Source organism: Arthrobacter sp. CP30 (genome assembly GCF_053470025.1).
The window spans coordinates 220,833-244,631 of the sequence record NZ_JBQEMM010000003.1; the positions used below are offsets into that span (position 1 = coordinate 220,833).

General features: G+C 68.6%; 20 protein-coding genes, 1 tRNA gene and 1 riboswitch. Of the genes, 5 read left to right on the plus strand and 16 right to left on the minus strand.

All coding sequences use genetic code 11. From position 1 onward, the window contains the following. Position 1: 1 nt before the first annotated feature. The 4 genes from ACTIMO_RS06385 to ACTIMO_RS06400 all read left to right on the plus strand — a co-directional run bounded on the left by ACTIMO_RS06385 (position 2) and on the right by ACTIMO_RS06400 (position 4,913). Positions 2 to 1,381 carry a hypothetical protein gene (locus ACTIMO_RS06385; protein ID WP_448181858.1) on the plus strand — a complete coding sequence of 460 codons (1,380 nt, stop codon included), beginning with the start codon at positions 2 to 4 and terminating at the stop codon, positions 1,379 to 1,381. Between the two features lie 3 nt (positions 1,382 to 1,384). Continuing rightward, complete coding sequence (locus ACTIMO_RS06390) at positions 1,385 to 2,080, plus strand: hypothetical protein (protein ID WP_448181859.1); 696 nt, start codon at positions 1,385 to 1,387, stop codon at positions 2,078 to 2,080. 67 nt (positions 2,081 to 2,147) lie between these two features. Then, a complete protein-coding gene (locus tag ACTIMO_RS06395) occupies positions 2,148 to 3,695 on the plus strand; it encodes a hypothetical protein (RefSeq protein WP_448181860.1) in 1,548 nt (515 codons plus the stop codon). 885 nt (positions 3,696 to 4,580) lie between these two features. After that, positions 4,581 to 4,913, plus strand: coding sequence for a hypothetical protein (locus ACTIMO_RS06400; RefSeq protein ID WP_448181861.1), 333 nt, complete (start codon positions 4,581 to 4,583; stop codon positions 4,911 to 4,913). 122 nt (positions 4,914 to 5,035) lie between these two features. Here the strand turns inward: ACTIMO_RS06400 and ACTIMO_RS06405 are convergent, their stop codons facing one another. Next, on the minus strand, positions 5,036 to 5,344 hold the full coding sequence (locus ACTIMO_RS06405) for a hypothetical protein (RefSeq protein WP_448181862.1): 309 nt from the start codon (positions 5,342 to 5,344) through the stop codon (positions 5,036 to 5,038). Between the two features lie 42 nt (positions 5,345 to 5,386). On the opposite strand from ACTIMO_RS06405, the gene ACTIMO_RS06410 reads away from it, so the two are divergent. Then, positions 5,387 to 5,620 (plus strand): helix-turn-helix domain-containing protein, encoded by a 234-nt coding sequence (locus tag ACTIMO_RS06410; protein ID WP_055772107.1) that lies wholly within the window; start codon positions 5,387 to 5,389, stop codon positions 5,618 to 5,620. Positions 5,621 to 5,632: 12 nt separating this feature from the next. On the opposite strand, the gene ACTIMO_RS06415 is transcribed toward ACTIMO_RS06410, so the two are convergent. The 15 genes from ACTIMO_RS06415 to dxs all read right to left on the minus strand — a co-directional run bounded on the left by ACTIMO_RS06415 (position 5,633) and on the right by dxs (position 23,703). Further along, complete coding sequence (locus tag ACTIMO_RS06415) at positions 5,633 to 6,760, minus strand: tyrosine-type recombinase/integrase (protein WP_448181863.1); 1,128 nt, start codon at positions 6,758 to 6,760, stop codon at positions 5,633 to 5,635. 110 nt (positions 6,761 to 6,870) lie between these two features. Continuing rightward, a tRNA-Ala gene (locus tag ACTIMO_RS06420) sits at positions 6,871 to 6,943 on the minus strand. A gap of 97 nt (positions 6,944 to 7,040) precedes the next feature. Further along, positions 7,041 to 7,721: a histidine phosphatase family protein gene (locus tag ACTIMO_RS06425; protein ID WP_055772114.1), complete on the minus strand. Its 681-nt coding sequence runs from the start codon at positions 7,719 to 7,721 to the stop codon at positions 7,041 to 7,043. Beyond that, entirely contained in the window at positions 7,718 to 8,128 is a 411-nt protein-coding gene (rsfS, locus tag ACTIMO_RS06430) for a ribosome silencing factor (RefSeq protein ID WP_055772117.1), read from the minus strand. Before rsfS ends, ACTIMO_RS06425 begins: the two co-directional genes overlap by 4 nt. A gap of 27 nt (positions 8,129 to 8,155) precedes the next feature. After that, a complete protein-coding gene (locus tag ACTIMO_RS06435; RefSeq protein WP_448181864.1) occupies positions 8,156 to 9,547 on the minus strand; it encodes a hypothetical protein in 1,392 nt (463 codons plus the stop codon). An 82-nt stretch (positions 9,548 to 9,629) separates the two neighbouring features. Continuing rightward, positions 9,630 to 10,343 carry a nicotinate-nucleotide adenylyltransferase gene (gene nadD, locus ACTIMO_RS06440; protein WP_448181911.1) on the minus strand — a complete coding sequence of 238 codons (714 nt, stop codon included), beginning with the start codon at positions 10,341 to 10,343 and terminating at the stop codon, positions 9,630 to 9,632. 37 nt (positions 10,344 to 10,380) lie between these two features. After that, complete coding sequence (locus ACTIMO_RS06445) at positions 10,381 to 10,617, minus strand: hypothetical protein (protein ID WP_055772123.1); 237 nt, start codon at positions 10,615 to 10,617, stop codon at positions 10,381 to 10,383. A gap of 107 nt (positions 10,618 to 10,724) precedes the next feature. After that, positions 10,725 to 12,104, minus strand: coding sequence for a glutamate-5-semialdehyde dehydrogenase (locus tag ACTIMO_RS06450; RefSeq protein WP_448181865.1), 1,380 nt, complete (start codon positions 12,102 to 12,104; stop codon positions 10,725 to 10,727). A 107-nt stretch (positions 12,105 to 12,211) separates the two neighbouring features. Next, positions 12,212 to 13,375 carry a glutamate 5-kinase gene (gene proB / locus ACTIMO_RS06455; RefSeq protein WP_055772128.1) on the minus strand — a complete coding sequence of 388 codons (1,164 nt, stop codon included), beginning with the start codon at positions 13,373 to 13,375 and terminating at the stop codon, positions 12,212 to 12,214. 4 nt (positions 13,376 to 13,379) lie between these two features. Further along, positions 13,380 to 14,963 carry a GTPase ObgE gene (gene obgE / locus ACTIMO_RS06460; RefSeq protein WP_448181866.1) on the minus strand — a complete coding sequence of 528 codons (1,584 nt, stop codon included), beginning with the start codon at positions 14,961 to 14,963 and terminating at the stop codon, positions 13,380 to 13,382. 126 nt (positions 14,964 to 15,089) lie between these two features. Then, positions 15,090 to 15,350: a 50S ribosomal protein L27 gene (rpmA, locus tag ACTIMO_RS06465; RefSeq protein WP_028280075.1), complete on the minus strand. Its 261-nt coding sequence runs from the start codon at positions 15,348 to 15,350 to the stop codon at positions 15,090 to 15,092. A 55-nt stretch (positions 15,351 to 15,405) separates the two neighbouring features. Further along, positions 15,406 to 15,714 carry a 50S ribosomal protein L21 gene (rplU, locus tag ACTIMO_RS06470; protein ID WP_043444935.1) on the minus strand — a complete coding sequence of 103 codons (309 nt, stop codon included), beginning with the start codon at positions 15,712 to 15,714 and terminating at the stop codon, positions 15,406 to 15,408. Positions 15,715 to 15,926: 212 nt separating this feature from the next. After that, the gene (thiD, locus tag ACTIMO_RS06475; RefSeq protein ID WP_448181867.1) at positions 15,927 to 17,507 is read right to left on the minus strand and encodes a bifunctional hydroxymethylpyrimidine kinase/phosphomethylpyrimidine kinase; all 1,581 of its coding nucleotides are present in this window, start codon (positions 17,505 to 17,507) and stop codon (positions 15,927 to 15,929) included. Beyond that, a riboswitch (TPP riboswitch) is annotated at positions 17,499 to 17,612 on the minus strand. (Overlaps the previous gene by 9 nt.) 176 nt (positions 17,613 to 17,788) lie before the next feature. Next, entirely contained in the window at positions 17,789 to 21,316 is a 3,528-nt protein-coding gene (locus ACTIMO_RS06480) for an Rne/Rng family ribonuclease (protein ID WP_448181868.1), read from the minus strand. 413 nt (positions 21,317 to 21,729) lie between these two features. Then, positions 21,730 to 23,703 (minus strand): 1-deoxy-D-xylulose-5-phosphate synthase, encoded by a 1,974-nt coding sequence (dxs, locus tag ACTIMO_RS06485; protein WP_422391743.1) that lies wholly within the window; start codon positions 23,701 to 23,703, stop codon positions 21,730 to 21,732. Positions 23,704 to 23,799: the final 96 nt, after the last annotated feature.

Here is a 23,799-nt window from a genome sequence, read left to right on the forward strand (position 1 = left end):
CATGGCCCTCCCCCAGGACGACCCGGCCATCAGGCTCCTCACCGAGCAGAACGCCGCCGACATCTACGCACCCCGCGACCAGGTCGAGGACCTCGTCGCGGACGGGCTCGCGTCCAACACGGCACCGGCAACAGCCGCCGCAAACGCTGTCAGCACCGCTCTGGCCGGCGCGGACGTCATGAAAGGCTCGGACGCTCGAGCGCTTCGCAGCGTCACCGCCCCCTCCTACGCGATTCCATTCACCGACGCGTCCGGCTACGTGTCTGGTGGCGTGCAGTCCGACGGCAGGTTCAACCACGAACGGCCGCCAAAGGTACAGGGGCAGACCGACGTGACCCTCCGTCCGCTGAACAACACCGGCTGGCTCATCCCCTTCACCGACCCGCAGGGCTACGTCGCCGGCGGCATCCGCATGGACGGGACCGCCGAGTTCTTCAAGCTGCGCCTGTCCCCCGCTAACGTCCTGCAGCTCGCGAACGAGACGGTCGGATACACGAAGTCGTCCCGCTCCCGTCTCGCGACGATCGGCGACTCCCTCACCGACGGGTACTTCGGTGGGACCGGCGGCCAACGAGCAGACTCCTATCCGACGAAGCTGCAGGCCCTCGTCCCAGCGGGAGTGCAGGTGTTCAACGTCGGCACGAGCGGCTTCACCGTCGACGAGGAAGCCGTCCGCATCGGCGCTCTGCCTGTCCCGCTCACTGTGACCGGCGGGACCATCCCAGCATCAGGACCAGTCCCGGTCACGACGACCGCCGTCATTGGGTGGCGGCCGTCCGGCACCCTCCGCAACCTCCCCGGCAGCCTCGCCGGGATCCCAGGCATTCTGTCCCGCACGAACAGCGACACGTCCTTCACCTTCACCCGGTCTACCGCCGGCAGCGAAGTGGTCGTCCCCGGTGCGCCCGTGTTCGTCCCGGACTACACCGGACATGCCGGAGATACCGCGATCATCCTGCTGGGCCGCAACAACGTGTCCTTCTCCGTGAAGGGAGCCGACGCAACGATTGGCGAGCACGTCGCGAAGGGCATCGCACGCATCGTCGACTGGCTGTCACCGGCCATCAAGCAGGTCCTCATCGTGTCGAACACCACCGCCACCAACGAGACCGCCGGGGCCGCCGGACACACGACCGTCACGGACATCAACGCCCGGCTCAAGGCGGCGTACCCATCGCGGTACCTTGACCTCCGTACCTACCTGGTCAAGCAAGCCATCTACGATCTCGGACTCACCCCGACCGCGGCGGATACCACGGCCATGAACGCCGATACCCTGCCGCCCTCGATCATGGACGACAACACCCACTGGTCGAAGGCCACCGCTGGTCTCGTCGCCGCGCACATCAACGACTACCTCACCACGAGAGATTGGGTGTAACCCATGCCCGGACGCGCCATCGTCGCCCCCGTCAGCTTCGGCGACACGACACTGCCCCGCATCGACATCAGCTACATCGCGCCCCTCGCCGGCGCGACACTCGACTTCGCCGTCGACCAACTGCCACTCGGGCCGCTCGCGTCGTGGCCGAGCCTCCTCGACAACGTCACCGCCCCAGCGGACGGGGCCACCGCGCCCCAGGTCATCAACGACGGCGCATCGAAAACCGTCCGCTTCAACGGCACCTCGGACCGGATCCGGATCCCCGCGGTCATCAACGCAGCGCACACGATCGTCGCCGTCGCGAAGCTCCGGGCACCCATCCCCCTGGACCAAATCTTCTTCGGGAACTCCTCGAGCACCGAAGGAGCGATCGGCATCCCGGGCGGCGGCGGTAACTACTCCGGCTACGGAGGCGGCACCATCATCGCCATGAACCCAGTCGTTGCCCCTGACGCGAACTGGCACGTCTTCATCCTCACCCAGTCCGGCGCAGGATCAGCGGTCCGGGTGGACAACGCCGAGACAACCGGCACCCTCCCCATCGCGCAGCGCAACGGCATCACCCTCGGCTTCGGGCCCGCCTCCGACAACAGGTCAGACGTCGACTACAAGCGGGTGGCACTCATCCCCGGCACCATGACCACGGCGACCCGCACCGCGATCGTCGCGCAGCTCAAAGCCCAGTACGGCATCTGACCCACTCACGCAGAGGGGATTCACCAGCGACGGTGACTCCCCTTTCCCATGCCCGTAGGAGGGTGCAATGCCGGAATCCCCAGAGACACGGGTGCTCACAGAGGCGAACGCGGTCGAGCTCTTCAGGGAGCTCTTCAGGGACATCACTCGGGCCCCTTTCAACGTGGTCTTCGACGCTCCCATCTGGACCGAGGAAATCATCGAGCAGAACACCGTCGGGCTCCGCCTCGCTGGTCAGACCCCCGGCTTCCACCAAGCCCCAGCAGGGTTCTGTAAGTTCCTCGGCGACGTCGAGGTCGACACGAATGCGTTCATCCTCGGACAGGGCCGGAACGCCACCCAATTCCAGATCGCCGCCGGTGTGGGCTGGGACGCCCGAGGCTTCATCTTCCCTCCGGGATCCCAAGACGCAGGCCTGAAACACCTCACCGTCGACGGCCGCTACTTCGAGCGGGAACTAACCATCGGCACCTTCCCTGGCACGGTACCCGCCGGCGGGATCTACGGGACCAACGTCTCTGGGGTGAACTGCCGGTTCATCTATACCGAGCATGTCCGCTCCATCAACGCCGTCCAGCACGCCTTCGACTTCACCACCCCCTACTACGGTGACGCCGGGGACGGCGCGATCATCCCGAACCCGTCCGAGAACATTTTCCAGACCGACTGCTACGCGGACAAGTACGGCGACGACGGCTTCACCGCCCACGGGTCCGGGAAGATCTGGCGCACCCGATGCCACGCCAACGGCACCCGGTACGCGATGGAACGCTCCTACGTGAACTCCAACGGGTTCGAGGAGGACGACTACTCCTACGACATCACCAACACCGACTGCTACTCGACCGGCAACGCCCACGGCTTTGAGGCGAAAGCTCACGGCACCATGAGCGCGGCCCGGAACATCACGTACATCGGGTGCACCGCCGAACGCAACGAGTGCAACTGGTCGCAGCGGCACATCGGCCACCACATGGCGACCGCCCCTAGGTCGCTCACCGCCCGCAACATCCAGATGATCGGGTGCAAATCCCTCTACCCGCGCCGCGTGTTCTTCGGCGGGATCGACAACCCCGACCAGGATGTTCCCGACGACCAGACACCACCAGGAAACCAGTATCGGCACTGGGTGGTCGGCGCTTACCACGGGGTCACGAACACCAACTTCCTCATGGTCAGCGACCCGAACTACAACTACGCCGGCAGCTCCCCCGTCCTCATCCACTTCATGGCCGGCGACGTCGTCCTCGACGGATACCGGGTCGAAGGGCACACCACCGGCACCTGGGACATTCACTGCACCGGCGGCGCCCAACCAGCCGAAAACATCACGATCAAGAACGGCACCCACAAGGACTCCGCACCCGGCGGAATCACCTGCGGCAGCGCGTCCAACGCCTCCCTCGAAAGCATCCGGCTCTCACGCAACGTCCCCGGGTCTCCGAACGGGGTCGCCGTGCAAGCGTTCGGCAGCAACAAAACGGTGCGGGACGTGAAGATCGACCCGACTACGCCGTACCAGTACAACTTCCGGATCAGCGACACCTTCTACAGCCAGTACGAGAGCCCCCTGAGCCCGAACGTTGCCTACAGCCCGCAGCCAGTCCTCGCTTGATAGAGCTAAAGCCCCGCCTCGATGAGGTGGGGCTCCAGCTCTCGAGTGCGACTTGTTCGGTCGCTTGCGTATGCCGCTACCAGTTGATGTGTTTCCAAGGTTCTTACGGCATGATGGCGACATGCAAGAAAAAGTTACGCGGTCAGAAGTGGTTCGCATCGCCAGCATGACAGTTGCCATGCCCTTCGTTGAAGGACACACGTTCGAAGACTGCTTGATCCTGGGGCCAGCGATCTTAGGGATGTCCGGAAGTACCTTGGAAGAATGCGCTTTCGAGGGAGAAGTTGAAGCCATGCTATGGGAGGTGCCACCCGAGAGGCCACAGGTAATCGGCCTAATAGGTATCACAAATTGCGTTTTCCTACGTTGCAGATTCCAAGGAATTGGATTCGCTGGTAACCGAGAATTCGTGGAGCAGTTCAGAGCGAGCGTACCGGAGAATAACAATGCTTGACGCCCTAGTTGATTTTCCGTCGGCAGTTAATGCTACTCGCGGAGATGTAACCCTGAGAAAGAACTTCACAGAGGGTATGACTCATGAGAATTTGCGTACATCGCAACGCATATATTCTATGGAAGGAATCGTCATCGTTTACGAGGACGATCTGCATAAATTTCGCATTTCCGCATTTAGGAGCGCGAGCTCAGGCCAAGCTTCTCCCAACACCGATGCGCGATCAGAAACAACCACCGCTTCGCCCGCTTCTGTCACTCACCCTGATGAACGGTTGGGCTTGCGCGAGCGCCTCCGGTTGCTCATTTCTGGAGGAAGTACCATCACGACTCTCTTCCCCAGCGTATCTCGCCCTCTAACTAACGCTGAGAAGCAGCTAGAAGCAGAGAAAGTCTACGAAGAACTGAGTTCATGGGCCGAAAAGCGCATAAATGGCTGATGAACTGACGTTTAAACAGCAGCTGATAAGCGATCAGCTCACTCATCGGCATAACATGGAGGAGAAAAGGCATCGCCTTCTCGTCACTGGTCAGCGTTGGGCCGGATCAATAGCTTGTCTGGGTGTAGGCGGAACAATCACGTGCGTCCTTGTAGGAGCAAACGGATGGGCAATCGGTGTAATTTCAGCCGAATTTGCCGCGATTATCGGGTTTTTTCTGTACCGCAAGGACGTGCAAGTGCCTGGCAGTATCAGTCCGGGTACAGCAGACGCCAATGTCGGAGAAGACGCAGTTTTGGAGGCAGAAGCAACAGATCGAACGTAGCGTCGACTGAGAACCTTCATCCTCAATCACCGTGCCCTACCTCCACGGAGGTAGGGCACGATGTCGTTGGCGGCGAACGCGGTGAACGACTCGAGGAGCGGAAACGCCACCTCGACGGCTGATCACGCAGGAGTAACTGCGTTCCGCCACACCCAACCCTCTCGCCATGCGTCGACGTGCTGCTCATAGAAGCGAATTTTCACGGCGGTCGTGGTCCACGCTGTAGCTATGGCTTGCATTCGCACCGCCTGCGTCGGGTAGCGGACCCATGCATACACGCGGCGTGGCTGGTCGAAGTTCTTCGGAGGGTTTTGTCGAAGCTGCAGCTCGGCTGCGGTGAGGAGCATGGGTTCCTCGCGCATGACCCATTCCCCGATCCGCTCGTCCATCAAGCGGCCGTAGTGCTCGGCGTACCGCTTGTTCTGGCCCATTCGATGCAGGGTAGGAGCCGCCGGTGACCTTATGATCGGCTCATGACTGCTCAGCCCCGTTTCATGACCCTCACCGATGCTGCGGAGGAGTTGGCGGTGAGTCAGTCCCAGATGTACGCGCTCGTGAAGTCCGGCGACCTGCAAGCCATACAGGTTGGCGGCCGCGGACAATGGCGGGTAGAGCGGGTGAAGCTCGAGGAGTACATCGCCCGCATGTACGAGCAGGCGGAGAAGCAGCGCGGGAAGCTCAAGCTCGAAGACCTCCCCGCCGAGTAGCCCTGGGCCCGGCTAGGCGCCCGCGATGGCCCGCTGAGCGCTGACTGCGGTGGACTCCAGCGCCTCGGGGAGCAGGTGGCTGTAGAGGTCGGTCGTTGTGGTCGTCGACTCGTGTCCAAGCCGCCGGGACAGCTTGAAGATGTCGGTGCCGGCGTTCAGCATCCATGACGCATGGGTGTGTCGAAGGTCGTGGAGGCGCGGCTTCTTCTCCAGCCCGTGCCCCTGTGCAGCGATGATCGCCGGGTACCAGGCTCGCCGGTACACGGTCCCGTTCCGCATGACCTTCCCCGTCGGCGACGTAAAGACCTCGCCCTTGGTGAGCTTCGCCCGCTTCACGAGCGGCGACACCACGGCGACAGTGTCCGGTGCCAGGGCGACCGTCCTCCGGGACCTGCGGGTCTTCGGCGGGCCCACGTAGTAGCCGCCCGCCCCGTCCTGCTTCCACGCCTTCGAGATACGCACCGACGGCGTTGCCCCGTCGAGGTCGAAGTCCGACGCAACGAGTGCCGTCGCCTCCCCCATGCGTAGCCCTGTTGCCACGAGGAACCGGAACAGCGGCACATAGTGCGGGTGCGCGAAACGCATGAGAAGCCGGAACTCCTCGTGAGTGAGGAACGTGACCGGCTCGACGATGTGGTCGCCCTTCGGCAGGCTCACCCCCTTGCACGGGTTGTCGGGCCGCAGCTTCAAACGGACCGCGGTGGACAGCCCGGCGGACAGGAGCCCGTGCACATTAGCGATCGTCTTCGACGACTTCCCCTGCACCTGCATCCACTTAATCCAGGCGACGACGTCGTCGTACTCGATCGCGTCTACGGGGCGGCCACCGAGGGGCTCGTTGAGATAGAGGCGAAGGTACGTCCGGTACTTGCTCTCCGTGCCGAGGCTGATGTTCGTGAGCGACCCGATGTGCTTCTCGATGGTCGAGGTGACGGTCGGGGCGAGAGACTTCTGCTCGAGGATGAGCCGTTGGGCGATGTCGAAGGACTGGCCGTTGGCGTCGAGGAGTCTCTTGAGGGTGAGCGCGTGGTCGCGGTCCTCTGTGGCGATGGAGTCCTGCTTGCGTGTGGCCGGGTCACGCCACCGGACCGTGTAGGTGATGTCCCCGCTCTTGCGGGGCCGCTCGACAATGCTTGCCATGCCCTGAACTTTAGGCATCGGCGCCGACTTTCAAACCCCGACTTGTGAGCAGGTGAGCCGGCTTTGTGAACAGGAAACAGAAAAGGCCCGGTTTCCCGGGCCTTACACTGTGGAGCTAAGGGGATTCGAACCCCTGACCCCCTGCATGCCATGCAGGTGCGCTACCAGCTGCGCCATAGCCCCGTACTCACGCCGCTTCAGAAGGCTTTCACACCGCCGAAGCAACTCGTCCAGTGTAATGAATTCTGGCGGCAGCGCCAAATCGGCTGGGGCACCGAGGTCAACCCTCGATGGGCTCGGCCGGAAGGGAGCCCAGACCCACGTTGTGCTCCGTGAGTTGCCAGGAGAACAGCGCATCGCCCCGGTCCACGACTTCGTGCACCTCGGACCAGTGGCAGTTGGACAGGCCCGCCAAGGCCCCCCACCGTTCGGGCGGCAGCCCCATCAGCGCTGCCAGCGCAGCCCTGATCGCTCCCCCATGACTGACGACGACGAGCGTGCCGGCCGGTGCGATGCGTCCGACGGCCTCGGTCACCACCGCAAGCATCCTCCGTCCGACCTCGATGCGGTTCTCCGCACCACCCGCGCGGACGGTCGGGTCACCACCGCGCCAGGCAGCGTTGTCCTCGGCGAACTGCTCGTCGATCTCGGCGAAGGACAACCCCTGCCACCGGCCGGCATCCGTCTCGCGCAGCCGCTCGTCATAACTCACGGTCAGGCCGGTCCGCTCCGCCAGCGCGGCAGCGGTATCCGCCGCGCGGCGCAGGTCCGACGAGATGATGGCTGCCGGATGGCGGGTCTCGAGCACCTCGGAAGCCCGCAGGGCCTGCTCGCGGCCCGTGGCATCGAGGTCGATGTCCTCCTGGCCCTGGAACCGTCCCGCATGGTTCCACTCCGTCCGCCCGTGCCTCCAGAAGATGACGCGACGAGCCCCGGGGTCAGCGTGTACGTGCCGCGTCACTCCGCGACGTCGCCGGACACTGCCGCCTGCGGCGAGCTCTGGAGCGTACCTTCGAGCTCCAGGTCCACGGACGGGCAGTCCTTCCACAGCCGGTCGAGCGCGTAGAACACGCGGTCCTCCTCGTGCTGCACGTGAACGACGACCTGCGCGTAGTCGAGCAGCACCCAGCGGCCCTCGCTGCGACCCTCGCGACGAACGGGCTTGAGTCCCTGCTTCGAGAGTTCCTCCTCGATGCCGTCGACGATCGCGTTGACCTGGCGCTCGCTCGGAGCGGAGGCGATCACGAAGACGTCCGTGATGGCGAGGCGGTCACTGACGTCGATGGCGACGATGTCCTGGGCGATCTTGTCCGCTGCCGCGTGCGCCGCGGTGCGGGCGATGCTGATGGACTGTTCGGTTGCGCTCACTGATCTCCTTGTGTGTGGCCAGCATTCTTACCCATTGAGGGAGCTGACTGTCATCATTATCCCGGTTGAAAGTGCGGCTGCGCCCACCCCGAGCAACGAGTACTGCAGGTAGCGTACGCGGCGCATCCGCCCGAGCCCCGCCGTCATCGCATCGAGGGGTTCCAGTCCGAAGGCGCTGCGTGCCTCGACGGGCCCGGACTTCGGCTCCCCGGCAGGGTCGGATGCCACGCGCGGATCCGTCTCCCCGGACCGGGCCGGCACGACCGTTGCTTCCCGCCCGGGCGTCGGCAGCACGATCGGGATGTGCGACGTCGCAGGCGCCCGGAGGATGGCCTTGCTGCCACCGGGCACCTGGATGTACTCGGGCGGCGCGACGATCGACAGGTTGTGGGCCGCCGCCGGGTCATTCGGGACGGGTGTGCGCGGCTGCATCTGCTCTGCCAGTTCCCTGACCCGCCTGGCACGCGCGTTGAGGACGGCGGCCCGCTCGGCCAGCGCCTTCTGCTGCGCCAGGACCTCCAGGTCGACCGTGAACGGATCCTTCTCGCCCTGCAGGAGGACGGCATGCCGCCGCGCGTCCTCGAGGAGCGCTTCGCGGGTCGCCGGGTCGTTCTCGATCGGCGTCCCGGCAGATCCTTCGGCCGCGCCGGCCTCATGCTGGCCGGTGTCGCCGGTGTCGCCGGTGTCGCCGGTGTCGCCGGTGTCGCCGGTGTCGCCGGAGTCGCCGGGAGCCGGCAGCGCCGCTTGCGCCATCCTGCCCGTGTCGGTCTGTCGACGTCGGTCCCTGCGGCCGCCGGGTAACCGATCACGCGTGGACCCTGCGGTGGTCGAACCTGCGCGTGGCGGCAGGGGCTCGGAGGAGGGTCGGACGGCGGAGGATTCCGCTGTGCCGTTCTCCTCGGCGGCCGGAGAGCCGGAACCGGCGAGCACCGGAGGTGCCTCGACGGCGTGCGACGGATCCACCGCGTCGGCCGCGCCGTCATCGTCGGTGTCGGTGGGGACACCGTCGGCCTGAGGGTGCCCCGTGGGATCGACGGCCCGCCCCTGCGCGAGCTGCAGCCTCAGCTGACGACGGGTGGGCGTCTCGACCCTCGCGCCGTCCTCCGTCCCTGCCGTCGCGCCCTCCATGAATGCACGCCTGGCCAGCAGCGCTTCCCGGTCGCGGGCGCGGGCCTGCGCATCGCGCTCCTGGCGCCCCGCGGGAACGGCGTCCACCGGTGTACCGGCCGCTCTCCTGCTCCTGCGCGGCAGCTGCCGCGCAGGAGCTCCCCCGTCCGTCGCGGTCCCGGACCCGCCTCCTGCTTCGGCTTCGTCGATGGTTTCTGCTCCGGTTCCGGCAATGGTCCCTGCCGCGCCGGTGTCCACCACCGAACCATCGACCGGCTCGTCCCGTGACGCCGACGCGTCGCTTCCTGCCATGACCGACTCCCCTGACTCGGCACGGTCCGCTTCGTGAGACCCGGAGACCCGTGCGTCGTCCATCATCCTGCTCGTTGCTGATTCACCCGGTGGGTCGTTGTGCGGAGCTGTGATCGCCCGCGTGCCTTCCCTCGGACGGGAAGACGTCTTCGTCGATCTCCGCCGACATGACTTCCTCGAGGTCGCCGACCCTGCGGTAGAGGCGGTGCTTCGCGATGTACTGCACCACGCCGTCGGGCACGAGATACCAGACGGGCTTGTCCTCGCCGACGCGCCGACGGCAGTCCGTGCTGGAGATGGCCATCGCCGGTACCTCCAGCAGGCTGACGTCGCGTCCCCCGCCGTTGAGTTCGTGCCCGGGCCGTGTCACACCGATGAAGTGGGCCAGGGACCACAGTTCCTCGGCGTTCTTCCAGGTGAGGATCTGCGACATCGCATCCGCGCCCGTGATGAAGAAGAGCTGCGCATCGGGCCGCTGGACCTTGAGGTCCCGCAGCGTGTCGATCGTGAACGTCGGTCCGGGCCGCTCGATGTCGACGCGGCTCACCGTGAAGCTGGGGTTCGACGCCGTGGCGACAACCGTCATCAGGTATCGGTGCTCGGCCGCCGTGACGTCCTTGTCCGCCTTCTGCCACGGCTGTCCGGTGGGGACGAAGACGACCTCGTCGAGATCGAAGACCGAGGCCACCTCGCTGGCAGCCACGAGGTGCCCGTGATGGATCGGATCGAAGGTTCCACCCATGACGCCGAGGCGCCAGGGTGAACCGTCACGATGTCGCTGCCGGGGCCCGCCCATGACGTCCCTCCGGTTGCTGTCCACGGGACCGGTACGGCTAGTGCCGGCCCGCTTCACCGTGGTCGTGGTTGTTGGCGTGCTGCTTGTGGGGATCGAGGTGCTCCTCGACGGCCTCGTGCCGGTTGCGCACGTTGGAGAAGGACACCGTGACGATCATGAGGGTCAGGAGGATGCCCATGGCGATCAGTCCGTACGCGATGGCGGGCATCGGGAGTTCGGTGTGGTGTTCCATGGCTTCGGTCGCCAGCAGTGCGCTGCCGAGGGAGTAGAGCATCGTGTGTCCTCTGTCGGGTCATGAACTGTCGGACCATTCGGTCCGGCGCGGGCATTACGTCCCATGGTACGCGCTCGGCCCCCGGGGCCTCCCCTCGGCCACGGCCTTCAGCGCCGGATCTGGCCCTCGCCCTGGACGATCCACTTGGTCGTCGTGAGCTCGCTGAGGCCCATGGGCCCGCGAGCGTGCATCTTCTGCGTGGAGATCCCGACCTCCGCACCCAGTCCCAGTTCCCCGCCGTCGACGAAACGGGTCGAGGCGTTCACCAGGACGGCTGCGGAGTCGACGCCGGCGACGAACTCCTCGGACGCCGCGAGGTCGTTGGTGATGATGGCTTCGCTGTGTCCCGTGCTCCACCGTCGGATGTGCGTGAGGGCCTCGTCGACGGAATCGACGGTCCGCACCGCGAGGTCGAGTTGCATGTACTCGCGGCCCCAGTCGTCATCGGTCGCTGCGGGGGCGTCGACCCCCTCTGGCAGCAGCGACCGGGCCCGATCGTCCACGTGCAGGGTGACACCGGCGCGGATGAGCGCGGCAAGCACGCCCGGTGCAGCCGCCGACCGGCTGTGGACGAGGAGCGTCTCGACTGTGTTGCACACACTGGGGCGCTGGGTCTTGGCGTTGAGCAGGAGGTCGACGGCCATCTCCTCGTCCGCGGACGCGTCGAGCAGGATGTGGACGTTGCCCTCACCGGTCTCGATGACCGGCACGCGCGCCGTCGTCACGACGGACTGGATGAGGTCACGGCCACCGCGTGGGATGAGGACGTCGATCCGACCGCGCGCGGCCATGAGGACCTGGGCACCGGCCCTGCCGTATTCGTCGATGGTGAGGACGGCGTCGTCGGGCAGCCCGTGGTCCTCGAGCGTATCGCGGATGATGCCGATCAGCGCGGCGTTGGTCGCCTGGGCCGCGCTGCCGCCGCGGAGGACGACGGCGTTGCCGCTCTTGAGCGCCAGCCCGGCGATGTCGACCGTGACGTTGGGACGCGCCTCGTAGATCGCCGCGACGACTCCGAGGGGTACACGGACCTGCCGCATCCGCAGTCCGTTGGGCAGGGTCTCCGCACGCACCGCGGTGCCGACGGGGTCCGGGAGGGCTGCCAGCTGCGCGAGGGCGGCGGACAGCCCGTCGATCCGCACGGGGTCCAGGGTCAGGCGGTCGAGGAGATAGTCGGAGGTTCCGGCCGCACGGCCGCGTTCGACGTCGGCCCGGTTCGCTGCGAGGACGACGTCGCGGCGCGCCACGATCGCCTCGGCGATGGCCAGCAGCGCGCGGTCCTTGCGAGCCCTGGTGGCGCGGCCCAGGACGCGCGAGGCGGCGCGGGCCCGGTCGGTGATGGAGTGGACGGCCTCGGTCAGCTCGTCCGGCGACAGCGACGAGCCGGACGACGCGGGCGACACGGACGACGCGGACGGGTGGGTCGACGGCGATCGCTCGGCGGCGTCGTCGTTCTGCGTGGTGCGGGCGTCCTGGAGCTCGGTCATGCGGACAGTCTAGCGAGCTGCTCCGTCCGGGCCCGCGGGCCTCCGCTTCGTGACGCAGCCCTCAGCCGAGGCGGTGAAGGCCACACCGCCGCCCTGCCGCGGCTCGCTCAGGACGCCGCCGGTCCCTGCCGGAGGACCACGAGATCGTTGACGTGGACGACCGAGCGTTCGTACTCCGCGCCGAGCTCCTCGGCGAGGTCGTGGGTGGACCGGCCGAGCATGCGTGGCAGCTCCGACGAGCTGTAGTTGACGAGACCGCGGGCCACGACGGTCCCGTCCCCGGCGACCAGCTGCACCGGATCTCCGGCCTCGAAGGCGCCCGAGACGTCGACCACCCCGGCCGGGAGCAGGGACCGGCGCCGCTCGCCGACAGCGCGGACCGCACCGTCGTCGAGGACGAGCGTTCCGACCACCCGCGCCAGGTGGGCGAGCCAGAGGAGCCGGATCGGTTGGCGCTTGCCGGTGGCCGTGAACCACGTGCCGACGTCGTCCCCCCGCAGGGCGGCTGCCGCGTTCGTGGTGGACGTGACGAGCGCGGGGATGCCGGACGACGCGGCGATCGTGGCGGCCTCGACCTTCGTGACCATGCCGCCCGTCCCGACGCCGGCCTTGCCGGTCCTGCCGATGGTGACCCCCTCGAGGTCCAGCGGTGAGGCGACGAGGGGGATACGCCGGGCCCCCGCGCTGGGCGGGCCGTCGTAGAGGGCGTCGACATCGGACAGGAGCACGAGTGCCTCCGCCTTGACGAGGTGTGCCACGAGCGCGGCGAGGCGATCGTTGTCGCCGAACCGGATCTCGTGACTGGCGACGGTGTCGTTCTCGTTGACGATCGGTACCACCCCGAAATTGAGGAGGCGCTCCATGGCCCGGTGGGCGTTCGCGTAGTGGGAGCGCCGGATCAGGTCGTCAGCGGTGAGCAGGATCTGGCTCACGGTGATCCCGTGCGTGCCGAAGGCCTGCGAGTACCGTGCCATGAGCAGACCCTGCCCCACGCTGGCAGCGGCCTGCTGGGTGGAGAGCTGGGCCGGGCGTCGGGCCAGGCCCAGCGGGGCGAGGCCCGCCGCAATGGCACCGGAGGACACGAGGATCACCTCGGTCCCCCGTTCCCGCCGCTCGGCCAGCACGTCGGCGAGGCCTGTCAGGGCCTCGCCGGAGATGCCGCCCGTCACCGACGTGAGCGAGGACGACCCCACCTTGACGACGATGCGGCGTGCCGATGCGAGCCCTGCCCGATCGGCGGCGGGCCGCGGCCCGGACTGGTCCAGCGCCACGGTCCTAGCTCTGGGACTCGGCGTCGGCCTCCTGCTGGGCAGGGGCGGACTGCTTGCGGTTCTGCACCGACTCGGTCCAGATGCCGGCTTTGCGATCGGCTTCGAGCTCGGCGCGCGCCGCAGCCTTGGCGTCCTTGCGCTCCTGGTACTCCTCGCGCTTCTGCTCGCGCGTGGGCCGGATGTACTCCGCCAGGCGGAGATCGCTGCCGCGGGGACCCGCCAGCAGTTCGGCGCCGCCCATCATGGTCGGCTCCCAGTCGAAGACGACGCCGTCGCCCTCGCCGATGACCACCGTGTCGCCGGGCTTCGCGCCCGACTTGAACAGCTGCTCCTCCACGCCGAGCTTGGCGAGGCGGTCGGCGAGGAAGCCCACGGCCTCGTCGTTGGTGAAATCGGTCTGCTTGACCCAGCGCTCGGGCTTCTCGCCCAGCACGCGGAACAGCGGCAGCGCGTCCTTCTCCTCGTTGCGGATGCGGAAGGAGGCGGCATTGACGCCGCGGGGGCGCAGCACGGGGGGCGCCACCACGGGCGGAGCCGTGGCGACGGCCTTGCGGGCCGCCTCGACGATCTCCGCCATGGCGAAGCCCAGCTGGCGCAGGCCCTCGTGGCTCGATGCGGAGACCTCGAACACACGGTAGCCACGGGATTCGAGTTCGAGCCGGACGAAACCGGCCATGTCCTTGCCGTCGGGGACGTCCACCTTGTTGAGCGCGATCAGGCGGGGCCGCTCGTTGAGGGGCACGACGTCGCCGGCGGGGCCCGCGAAGCTCATGTCCACGGCGTACTTCTGGAGCTCGCGCTCGATGATGGCGAGGTCGTTGAGGGGGTCGCGGTCCGTCTCCAGCGCGGCGCAGTCGAGGACGTGCACGAGGGCCGCGCAGCGCTCGACGTGGCGCAGGAAGTGGTGTCCGAGCCCCTTGCCCTCGCTCGCACCCTCGATGAGTCCGGGGACGTCCGCGATGGTGAAGCGCGTGGAGCCCGCCTCGACGACGCCGAGGTTCGGGACGAGCGTCGTGAACGGGTAGTCCGCGATCTTGGGCCGGGCGGCCGACATCGCGGCGATCAGGCTGGACTTGCCCGCCGACGGGAAACCGACGAGGGCGATGTCCGCGATGGACTTCAGTTCCAGCACGACGTCGCGCTCGTCGCCCGGGATACCGAGGAGGGCGAAGCCGGGCGCCTTCCGCTTCTGGGAGGAGAGCGCGGCGTTGCCGAGGCCGCCCTGGCCGCCGGCAGCGGCGACGAACTCGGTACCCTCGCCCACGAGGTCGGCGAGGACCTCACCGTCCTTGGTCTTCACGACCGTGCCGTCGGGGACGGAGAGGATCAGGGTCTCTCCGCTCTTGCCGCCGCGCCAGTCGCCCATGCCGTTGCCGCCGTTGGTGGCGTGGCGGTGGGGGGCGTGGTGGTAGTCGAGGAGGGTCGTCGTCTGGTGGTCCACGCGAAGGATCACGTTCCCGCCGTCGCCGCCGTTGCCGCCGTCGGGTCCACCCAGGGGCTTGAACTTCTCTCGGTGGACGGACACGCAGCCGTGGCCACCGGTGCCACCGGATACGTGCAGGACGACGCGGTCTACGAAGCTCGCCACGTGGGTCTCCTTCTACAAGTACTTCACTGTGCCGAGTCTGATCGGCTTAAAAGAAGGTGGGGCGAGCCGAAGCGGCTCACCCCACCCGAATGCTGGTGCACGGTCGGTGCACGTCCGCGGCGCAGATTACTCTGCTGCGGCCCCTACGATGTTGACGACCTTGCGTCCGCGACGGGTACCGAACTCGACGGCACCTGCCTCGAGTGCGAAGAGGGTGTCGTCGCCGCCGCGGCCTACGTTGGCACCGGGGTGGAAGTGGGTGCCGCGCTGGCGGACGATGATCTCGCCGGCCTTGACGACCTGGCCACCGAAGCGCTTGACGCCGAGGTACTGCGCGTTCGAGTCGCGGCCGTTACGAGTGGAGCTTGCGCCCTTCTTATGTGCCATGGTGTGTGCCTGCCTTCGCTGAAGTGTCTAGGTGACCGATCGGTAGTCCGAAGGACTACGCGATACCTGTGATTTTGACGCGGGTCAGTTCCGAACGGTGACCCTGGCGCTTCTTGTAGCCGGTCTTGTTCTTGAACTTCTGGATGACGATCTTCGGTCCACGGAGATTCTCGACGATCTCGGCAGTCACGGAGACCTTCGCGAGGTCCTCCGCTGCCGAGGTGATCTTGGCGCCGTCGACCAGAAGGAGGGCGGGAAGCTTGAACGTGCTTCCGGCCTGACCGGTGACGCGGTCAAGGGTAACGAGGTCTCCTACAGAAACCTTTTCTTGGCGGCCGCCTGCGCGGACAATCGCGTACACCACTTGGGAACTCACTTCTCTCGACAATCTGACTTCTGATGAAAAAACTCGGGTGCTCCTCGAGCACGAACTGCTGCGCCGCACCGGGCCCGCTCTGTGCGTCGTCGACGCTGCTGCCCTGGGGCTGCCGGAGCCCGACCGGATTCCTGCGGGGCCGTGCCCCTCCGGGTTCCGGCGGACACGCCGTTAACAGGCGGATGCACCGAGGGTCAAGATTACGGCAGGACGACGCCTTCCCGCAAATCAGCGTGCTCGGTCGGCGCGGCGTCCGCGGCTGGTCCGCGGTGCGCGTCGAAGAAGTCGCGCTCGTAGGTGGCGGACCAGCGGAACGCCAGGAGCATCGCATCCCGCTCGCCCGGCGAGGCGGCGCGGTGGGCTCGGTCGGCGATCAGCTTGGCCTCCGCGGTGGCCTCGACGAAGACGGGGTCGGCGTACGTCGCGATCCAGGCGCCATAGGGGTGGGCCGCCTCTGCCGCGCCGCCGTCCTGCCGCACCTGGTCCCGGACGTAGTCCCCCACCGCGGCATAGAGCCAGAAACAGGGCAGCACCGCGGCGACCAGCTCGGCGTAGGAGCCACGGGCCGTCGTCGCCACGAGATGGTCGCAATAGGCACGTGTGACGGGGCCGGGCAGGTCCGCGCCGCGCGGTCCGGGCTCCGTCCCGAGCCATGACCGGTGCAGCTCCGCCTCCGTCTCGAGGCACGAGGCGGCGCACCGGAGCCAGAACAGCTGCTCGGCCTCGGTCGGTGCCAGTGAGGCGGTACGGGCCAGCACGCCCGCGTACTCGCGGAGATAGAGGGCGTCCTCCCTCAGGTACCGCGCGAAGTCCGCCGCGGGCAGGCTGCCGTCGGTCAGCCCGACGACGAACGGGACCTGCAGGATCTCGCGCCGCAGGCCGGCGGTGTCCCGCCAGGCGAGGTCGGTGAACGGCTGCCGGTGGCGCGGATCCGGCAGCGCATGGAAATGGTGCACGGGCCCCGCGCCATGCCCGACCCGCAGGGATCCCGAGGCGCCGAGGGCTGCTTCGAGCCACGCCTTCGCTTCACGGACGGCGGCGGACCAGTCCCCGGTCACCGCGTACCGCGTGGCGATGGCGGACGAGAGCGAGCAGCCGGTCCCGTGCCTGTTGTCCGTGCCCACACGGCGTCCGTCGAACACGAGGGCGTCACCGGGGCGTCCGGCTCCCTCGCCCGGCAGGATCAGGGCATCGGGGCAGCGCGGCCCCGGCAGGTGCCCGCCCTTGACGAGGACGGCCGTCCGCACGCGTCCGGCGAGCTCCCGCCCCTGCCGTAGCGCCTCCTGCCAGGATCCTGCAGGTTCCACACCGATGAGGACGGCGAGCTCCGGGATGTTCGGGGTGACCAGGGACGCGCGGGCGGCCAGACGGAGAACGGCCCGTACGGCGTCGTCGTGGAGCAGGCGCGCTCCACTCGTCGCCACCATGACGGGATCGAGGACGACGGCGGCGGGCCGGACGCCGTCGAGCCAGCCGGCGACGCAGTCCGCGACCTCCTCGCTCCCCAGCATCCCGATCTTCACGGCATCGAGGAGGATGTCGTCGGACACCGTATCGAGCTGCCGGCGCAGGAACTCCACGGGCGGGGTGTGCACGCCTGTGACACCCATGGTGTTCTGGGCGGTCAGCGCCGTCACCACCGCGAGGGCGTACCCGCCGTTGGCACTGATGCTCTTGACGTCCGCCTGGATCCCGGCTCCCCCGCTCGGGTCGGATCCGGCGATGCTCAGGACGTTCGGGATGACCGTGTCCGGGCTCGTCGCTGCTCGGTGAGGTTCCATGGCTGACATCCCTCCGCTAGGCCCCGGACGCCGTGCGTCCGCTAGATCAGGTTCGACGGGTGTGATCTCAGCCCTGCATCCGGCAGGGCACCCCGTGTCACCGGTCAGCCTATCGCAGCTCCAGGGCACCACGTCCCTGGCCGGCGGCAGGGGCCGGACGTCAAGCGTCGTGCCCTTGGTGCAGGCGATCCGCCGTCGCTCCCGGATCGGACCTCCCTGGACGCGGAAGAGGACCGGAGTCCCCTGGACCCCGGTCCTCTTCCGTCCTGCAGCGCCTGCTGCTACAGCTCCGAGGCGGGTACCCCGACGCCGAAGATCAACGGCTCTGCGGCACCGGTCGCGGGCGTCCGCACCGGAGCGTGGGCTCGAGCGACATGTCGCGTGCCCGACGGTTCGGCTGCGGCTTCGGCGCCCTGCGTCTCGATGGTGGTGTCCGCAGCACCCTGCGCGCTGCGGGCGACACGGCGGCGGGGCCGTGACCGGACGGCAGGAGCCTCCTCCGCCGCGGCCGGGGCCACCCGGGTGGTCCCGGCGGGAGCGGACGACGGCGCCACTGCGGCATCCGCCTCCGGTCCGGGCGCGCGCTGCGCGGCAGCCTGCCGCGCCTCGCCCGATACCGCCGTGCGTCCGAAGGCCTCGCTCAGGCTGTCGAGGGTCAGGCGGGTCGCCGGGGCGTCCGCCGTCTCCTCCGCGGCAGGACGACGCCGATGGGTGGCCCGCGGCAGGGTCACCGTCTCGCCGTTGATCGTCAGCACGGCCTCGGTGACCTGGATGTCCGCGTCGGCGGCCGCGACGTCGGTGTGTGCACCCCGATCACCGTGTGCCGCGGATTCCTCATGGGCGTGGTGCGTTGCCGCTGCGATACTCGCGAGTGCCGCTCGGGCCGCCTCGGCCTTCGCCGCGCGGTCGGGACTGTCCGCGACGGGCGCGGCAGGCGGCGTCACGAGGTCGTCCTGCTGGCCGCCACGTCCGCCGCGGTTCCGCTTGCGCTCGCTGCGGGACATCTTGTCCTGCCGCGACTGCTGCTGCTCGGGTGCAGGCAGAGCCCGGCGGTGCTCGACGGGCTCCATGTGCGTGACGACGCCGCGACCAGCACAGTGCTCGCAGTCCTCGCCGAAGACCTCCAGCAGCCCGGTCCCCATGCGCTTGCGCGTCATCTGGACGAGGCCGAGCGAGGTGACCTCCGCGACCTGGTGCTTGGTCCTGTCGCGCCCGAGGCACTCCACGAGGCGCCGGAGCACGAGGTCGCGGTTCGCCTCGAGCACCATGTCGATGAAGTCGATGACGATGATCCCGCCGATGTCGCGCAGGCGCAGCTGCCGCACGACCTCCTCGGCGGCCTCGAGGTTGTTCTTGGTGACGGTCTCCTCCAGGTTGCCGCCGCTGCCGGTGAACTTCCCCGTGTTGACGTCGACCACCGTCATGGCCTCCGTCCGGTCGATCACCAGTGATCCGCCCGAGGGCAGGAACACCTTCCGCTCGAGGGCCTTGGCGATCTGCTCGTCGATGCGCGACGCCGCGAAGATGTCCTCCTCGCCCGTCCACTTCTCCAGCCGGCCCACCAGATCGGGCGCCACGTACATGACGTAGGCCTCGATGGTGTCCCAGGCGTCCTCACCGGAGACGACGAGCTTCGAGAAGTCCTCGTTGAAGACGTCGCGGACCACCTTGATGGTGAGGTCGGGCTCGCCGTACAGGAGCTCCGGCGCGAGGGTCTTTGTCGAGCCGGACTTGCGCTCGATCTCCTCCCACTGCGCGCGGAGCCTGTTGATGTCGTGCGTCAGCTCTTCCTCGCTGGCACCCTCGGCCGCCGTGCGGACGATCACGCCCGCGTTCTCCGGCAGGCGGTCCTTCAGGATGCGCTTCAGGCGGTTGCGCTCGACGTCGGGGAGCTTGCGCGAGATGCCCGTCATGGAGCCGCCGGGCACGTAGACCAGGTAGCGGCCGGGCAGCGAGATCTGGCTGGTCAGGCGGGCGCCCTTGTGGCCCACCGGGTCCTTCGTGACCTGGACGAGCACCGGGTCGCCGGACTTCAGGGCGAGCTCGATCCGGCGCGGCTGCCCGTCGAGGCCGGCGGCGTCCCAGTTCACCTCGCCGGCGTACAGGACGGCGTTGCGGCCGCGCCCGATGTCGACGAAGGCCGCCTCCATGCTGGGGAGCACGTTCTGGACCTTGCCGACGTACACGTTGCCGATCAGGGAGTCCTGCTGGGTGCGGGACACGAAGTGCTCCGCCAGGATGCCGTCCTCGAGCACGCCGATCTGGATGCGGTCGTCGCTCTGGCGCACGATCATCTGCCGGTCCACCGACTCACGGCGCGCGAGGAACTCCGCCTCGGTGATCACCTGGCGGCGTCGGCCCGTGTCACGCGACTCGCGGCGGCGCTGCTTCTTGGCTTCGAGGCGCGTGGAGCCGCGCACACTCGTGACGCGGTCCGAGACGGGTTCGCTGGACTGGCGCGGTGCGCGGACGCGCGTGACGGTGTTGGGCGGGTCGTCGTCCTCGCCACCGGTGAGTTCGAGATCCTGGTCACCGCGGCGGCGGCGGCGACGACGACGCGAGGTGACGGCGGTGGAGGCATCCGGCCCGTTCGCCTGCGGGGCATCGTCGGAGCCCTCGGCGACGGACCCGTCCTCGGCGGCACCGGTCGCGGAATCCGCGGCAGCGTCTCCGCGCGTGCGGTTCCTGGTCCGGCGGCTACGACGCGAGCGACGGCCGGCATCCTCGGTGTCGTCCTCCTCGGAGTCGTCGTCCCGGGGCGCCGCGACCTTGACGGACGGCACGGTGACGGTGGTGAGGTCGGGCGCGTGGAACAGCAGGGACAGCGGGGATTCGGGGACGGCGAACGGGTCGAAGCGGTGGGTCGAGCTGTCCGCTGCCTCCTCGGTCACGTCGGCCGGATCCTCGCCGGCGGCGACGTCCGGCTGGTTGCTCGGCTGCCCGGCAGGCTCGGACGATACTCCGGTCGCGGGTGCGTCCGCCTGTGCCGCTGCGTCGACCTGCCCGTCGCCCTTCGTCGCGGCGCGGCCGGACCTCCGGGAGGTGCGCCGTGTCGCCGGGCGGGTCGATCCGGTCTCGGTGGCGGTGTCCGGCGCTGCACTGTCGGGCGCGGCTGCAACGACGTCCGTCGGGGCGGAGGCGTCGGGGACGGTGTCCGTCGTCGGTGCTTCCACGGGCTCGGAGGCGCGACGGCTGCGGGTGCGGGTGGCGGTCCGCCTGGTGCGGGCGGGCTTCTCCTCGGCACCGGACGAGGTGTCTCCGTCGCCCACGGCTACGCCCGACGCCGTTGCGTCGGCGGGTGCCGCAGCGCTGTCGGACGACTCGGGGGGAGCGGCGGCCGCGGCACTGCCTGCCACGATCGTGGCCGGCACGGCGGGCTCGACGGCACGGGCCGGTCCGGCCTCCGCTGTCGCAGCACGACGGCGGGTCCGGGGCGCGCGTGCAGGTGCTGCACCGTTCTGTGCCCCTGCCTCGGTGGAGATCGCCGAGGGCAGAGCGGACTCGGCCCCGACGGATGCGTCGGCAGGGTCCGCGACGCCCGCGGCAGGGGCGGCAGCCGGTGCAGCGGTCTCGTCGGTGACGACGACCGGCTTGCGGACGCGGGTCGCCCTCTTCCGCACGGGGGCCGCGACGGCCTCGGGGGCCCCCTCGGGCGGCGCCGGCGGCGCGGGTGGGGCGCCTTCCGGCGCGCTGGCCGCCCGGCGCTTCCTCGGGGCCTTCGGCGGGGCGGTGTCCGCCGCGACCTCCGGAGTGGTCACCGGCGCGTCCGTGCGGTCCTGTTCGTTCCCCTGCAGTTCTGACTGATCCATGGGTCTCGCTCCAAACCCCTGCGGCGCCGGCCACATTCCGGCACCCACCAGGGCGGTATGTCGGCCGGCCGCGGGCCCTTCGCCCGGCGGCAGACCGGAAGTCGTTGTCATGTCGTCCGAGGTCACACCGTCAATCGGGTGCGGAATCACTCGGAGACCAGTGGCGCTTTTCCACCTCAGCCGCCCTTGCGGACGGTGGGTCCCCCCAGCGGATTCCGCCTCCTTCCGCCGGTGGGGCGGACTCGGGAGGGCAGAAGCATCGCTCGCGGAACGGAAGCCTGTCACTGGACCGGCGGGGGAATGTGGTTCCCTCTCCGGCCTTCGTCATTGTCTCACACCACCCCCCGGAAGGACCGTCGCGCCGGGCCGGACGTGCTCGCGGGGCCGCGCCGCGCCCGCGGCGCCCGACGAGCTCAGCGCTGGGGGAACTGACCCGTCGCCGGGGCCGTGTCCTCGGCCAGCGGGCGCGCGACCGGCACCTTCGTGCCGAGGACCTGCGCGACGACGTCGTGCGTGATCTGCTGCGCGGTCAGCCCCACGCGCTCCAGCACCTGGTTGCGCGAGCCGTGGTCGAGGAACTCGACCGGGAGACCCACCTCGTTCAGCGCGGTGTCGACCCCGGCCGAGCGCATCTCCTGCCGGATGCGCGACCCCACGCCGCCTGCGCGGACGCCGTCCTCGATGACGATGACGATCCGGTGCTCGGCAGCGAGGTCGATGACCGACCGTCGGACGGGGAGCAGCCAGCGCGGGTCGATGACGGTGGAACTGATGCCCTGGGCGCCGAGCCGGTTCGACACGTCGAGCGCGAGCTCACTCATGGCCCCGACGCTCACGATCAGGACGTCGTTGTGGCGTGAGCCCGCGGGCCGGCGCGAGAGCACGTCCACGCCGTCGTCGAGTCGCTCGACCGCCTCGACCTCCGCACCGACCGACCCCTTGGAGTAGCGGACCACGCTGGGCGCGTCGGAGATCGCGACGGCCTCGCGCAGCTCCTCACGGAGGCGGGAGGCATCCCGCGGAGCGGCGAGGTGCAGGCCGGGCACTGCCTGCAGCAGGGCGAGGTCCCACATGCCGTGGTGGCTGGCGCCGTCGGGCCCGGTGACGCCGGAGCGGTCGAGGACGACGGTGACGCCGGCCCTGTGGAGGGCCACGTCCATCAGCAGCTGATCGAACGCCCGGTTGAGGAACGTCGCGTAGAGCGCGATGACGGGGTGGAGCCCGCCGAAGGCCATGCCGGCCGCACTGGTGAGGGCGTGCTGCTCGGCGATGCCGACATCGAACACACGGTCCGGGTGCCGCGCGGCGAAGCGGTGCAGGCCGACGGGGATGAGCATGGCGCCGGTGATGCCGACGATGTCCGGACGCTCGTCCGCGATGTCCGCGATCTCGTTCGCGAACACCGAGGTCCACGACTGCTGGCCCGCGGCGTCGACGGGTTCGCCCGTCTCCGGGTCGATGATGCCGACGGCGTGGAACTGGTCGGCCTCGTGGGCGCGGGCAGGAGCGTAGCCGTGACCCTTCTCGGTGATCGCATGGACGATCACGGGCCCCTCGTAGTTCTTGGCGAGGTGCAGCGCCTGCTCGACGGCTGACTGGTCATGACCGTCCACCGGGCCCACGTACTTCATGCCGAGGTCCTCGAACAGGCCCTGGGGCGCCCACCAGTCCTTGATGCCCTTCTTCATGGCATGGAGGCTCTTGTAGCTGAACTCCCCGACCGGTCCCCCGTTCTGCATGCGGAGCTTGACCCAGTCGAGCGTGCGCTCGTAGACGCGGTGGGTGCGGACGGAATCGAGCGTGGGACGCAGCGAGGCGAGATAGTCGGCGACTCCGCCGATGGTGGGCGCGTAGGACCGGCCGTTGTCGTTCACCACGATGACCACGCGCCGGCGCTTGTCGGCGGCGATGTTGTTGAGGGCCTCCCACGCCATGCCACCGGTGAGCGCGCCGTCGCCGACGAGCACGACGGTGTAGCGATCACCTTCGCCGTTGAGGGCGCGGGCGCGCGAGATGCCGTCGGCCCAGGAGAGGGAGGAGGAGGCGTGGGAGCTCTCGACGACGTCGTGCACCGACTCCGCGCGGGAGGGGTACCCGGAGAGGCCGCCCTGCTGGCGGAGGGTGCTGAAGTCCTGACGCCCGGTCACGAGCTTGTGCACGTAGGACTGGTGGCCGGTGTCGAAGATGATGCTGTCGCGCGGCGAGTCGAAGACGCGGTGGATACCGAGCGTCAGCTCGACGACGCCGAGGTTGGGACCGAGGTGTCCCCCGGTGCGGGACACGGTGCTGACCAGGAAGCTGCGGATCTCCTTCGCCAGGGCCGTCAGCTGCACGGCGGTCAGTTTGCTCAGGTCCTGCGGGCCGTTGATCGTCTCCAAGAGTCCCATCGGCGCCTCCTCGCTTCGTTCGGCACGGGCGGTCGACCACCCGTGATTGACCTTAACCCTAACGTTCGGGCTTCCCCAGGGGTGCCATTGACGGCG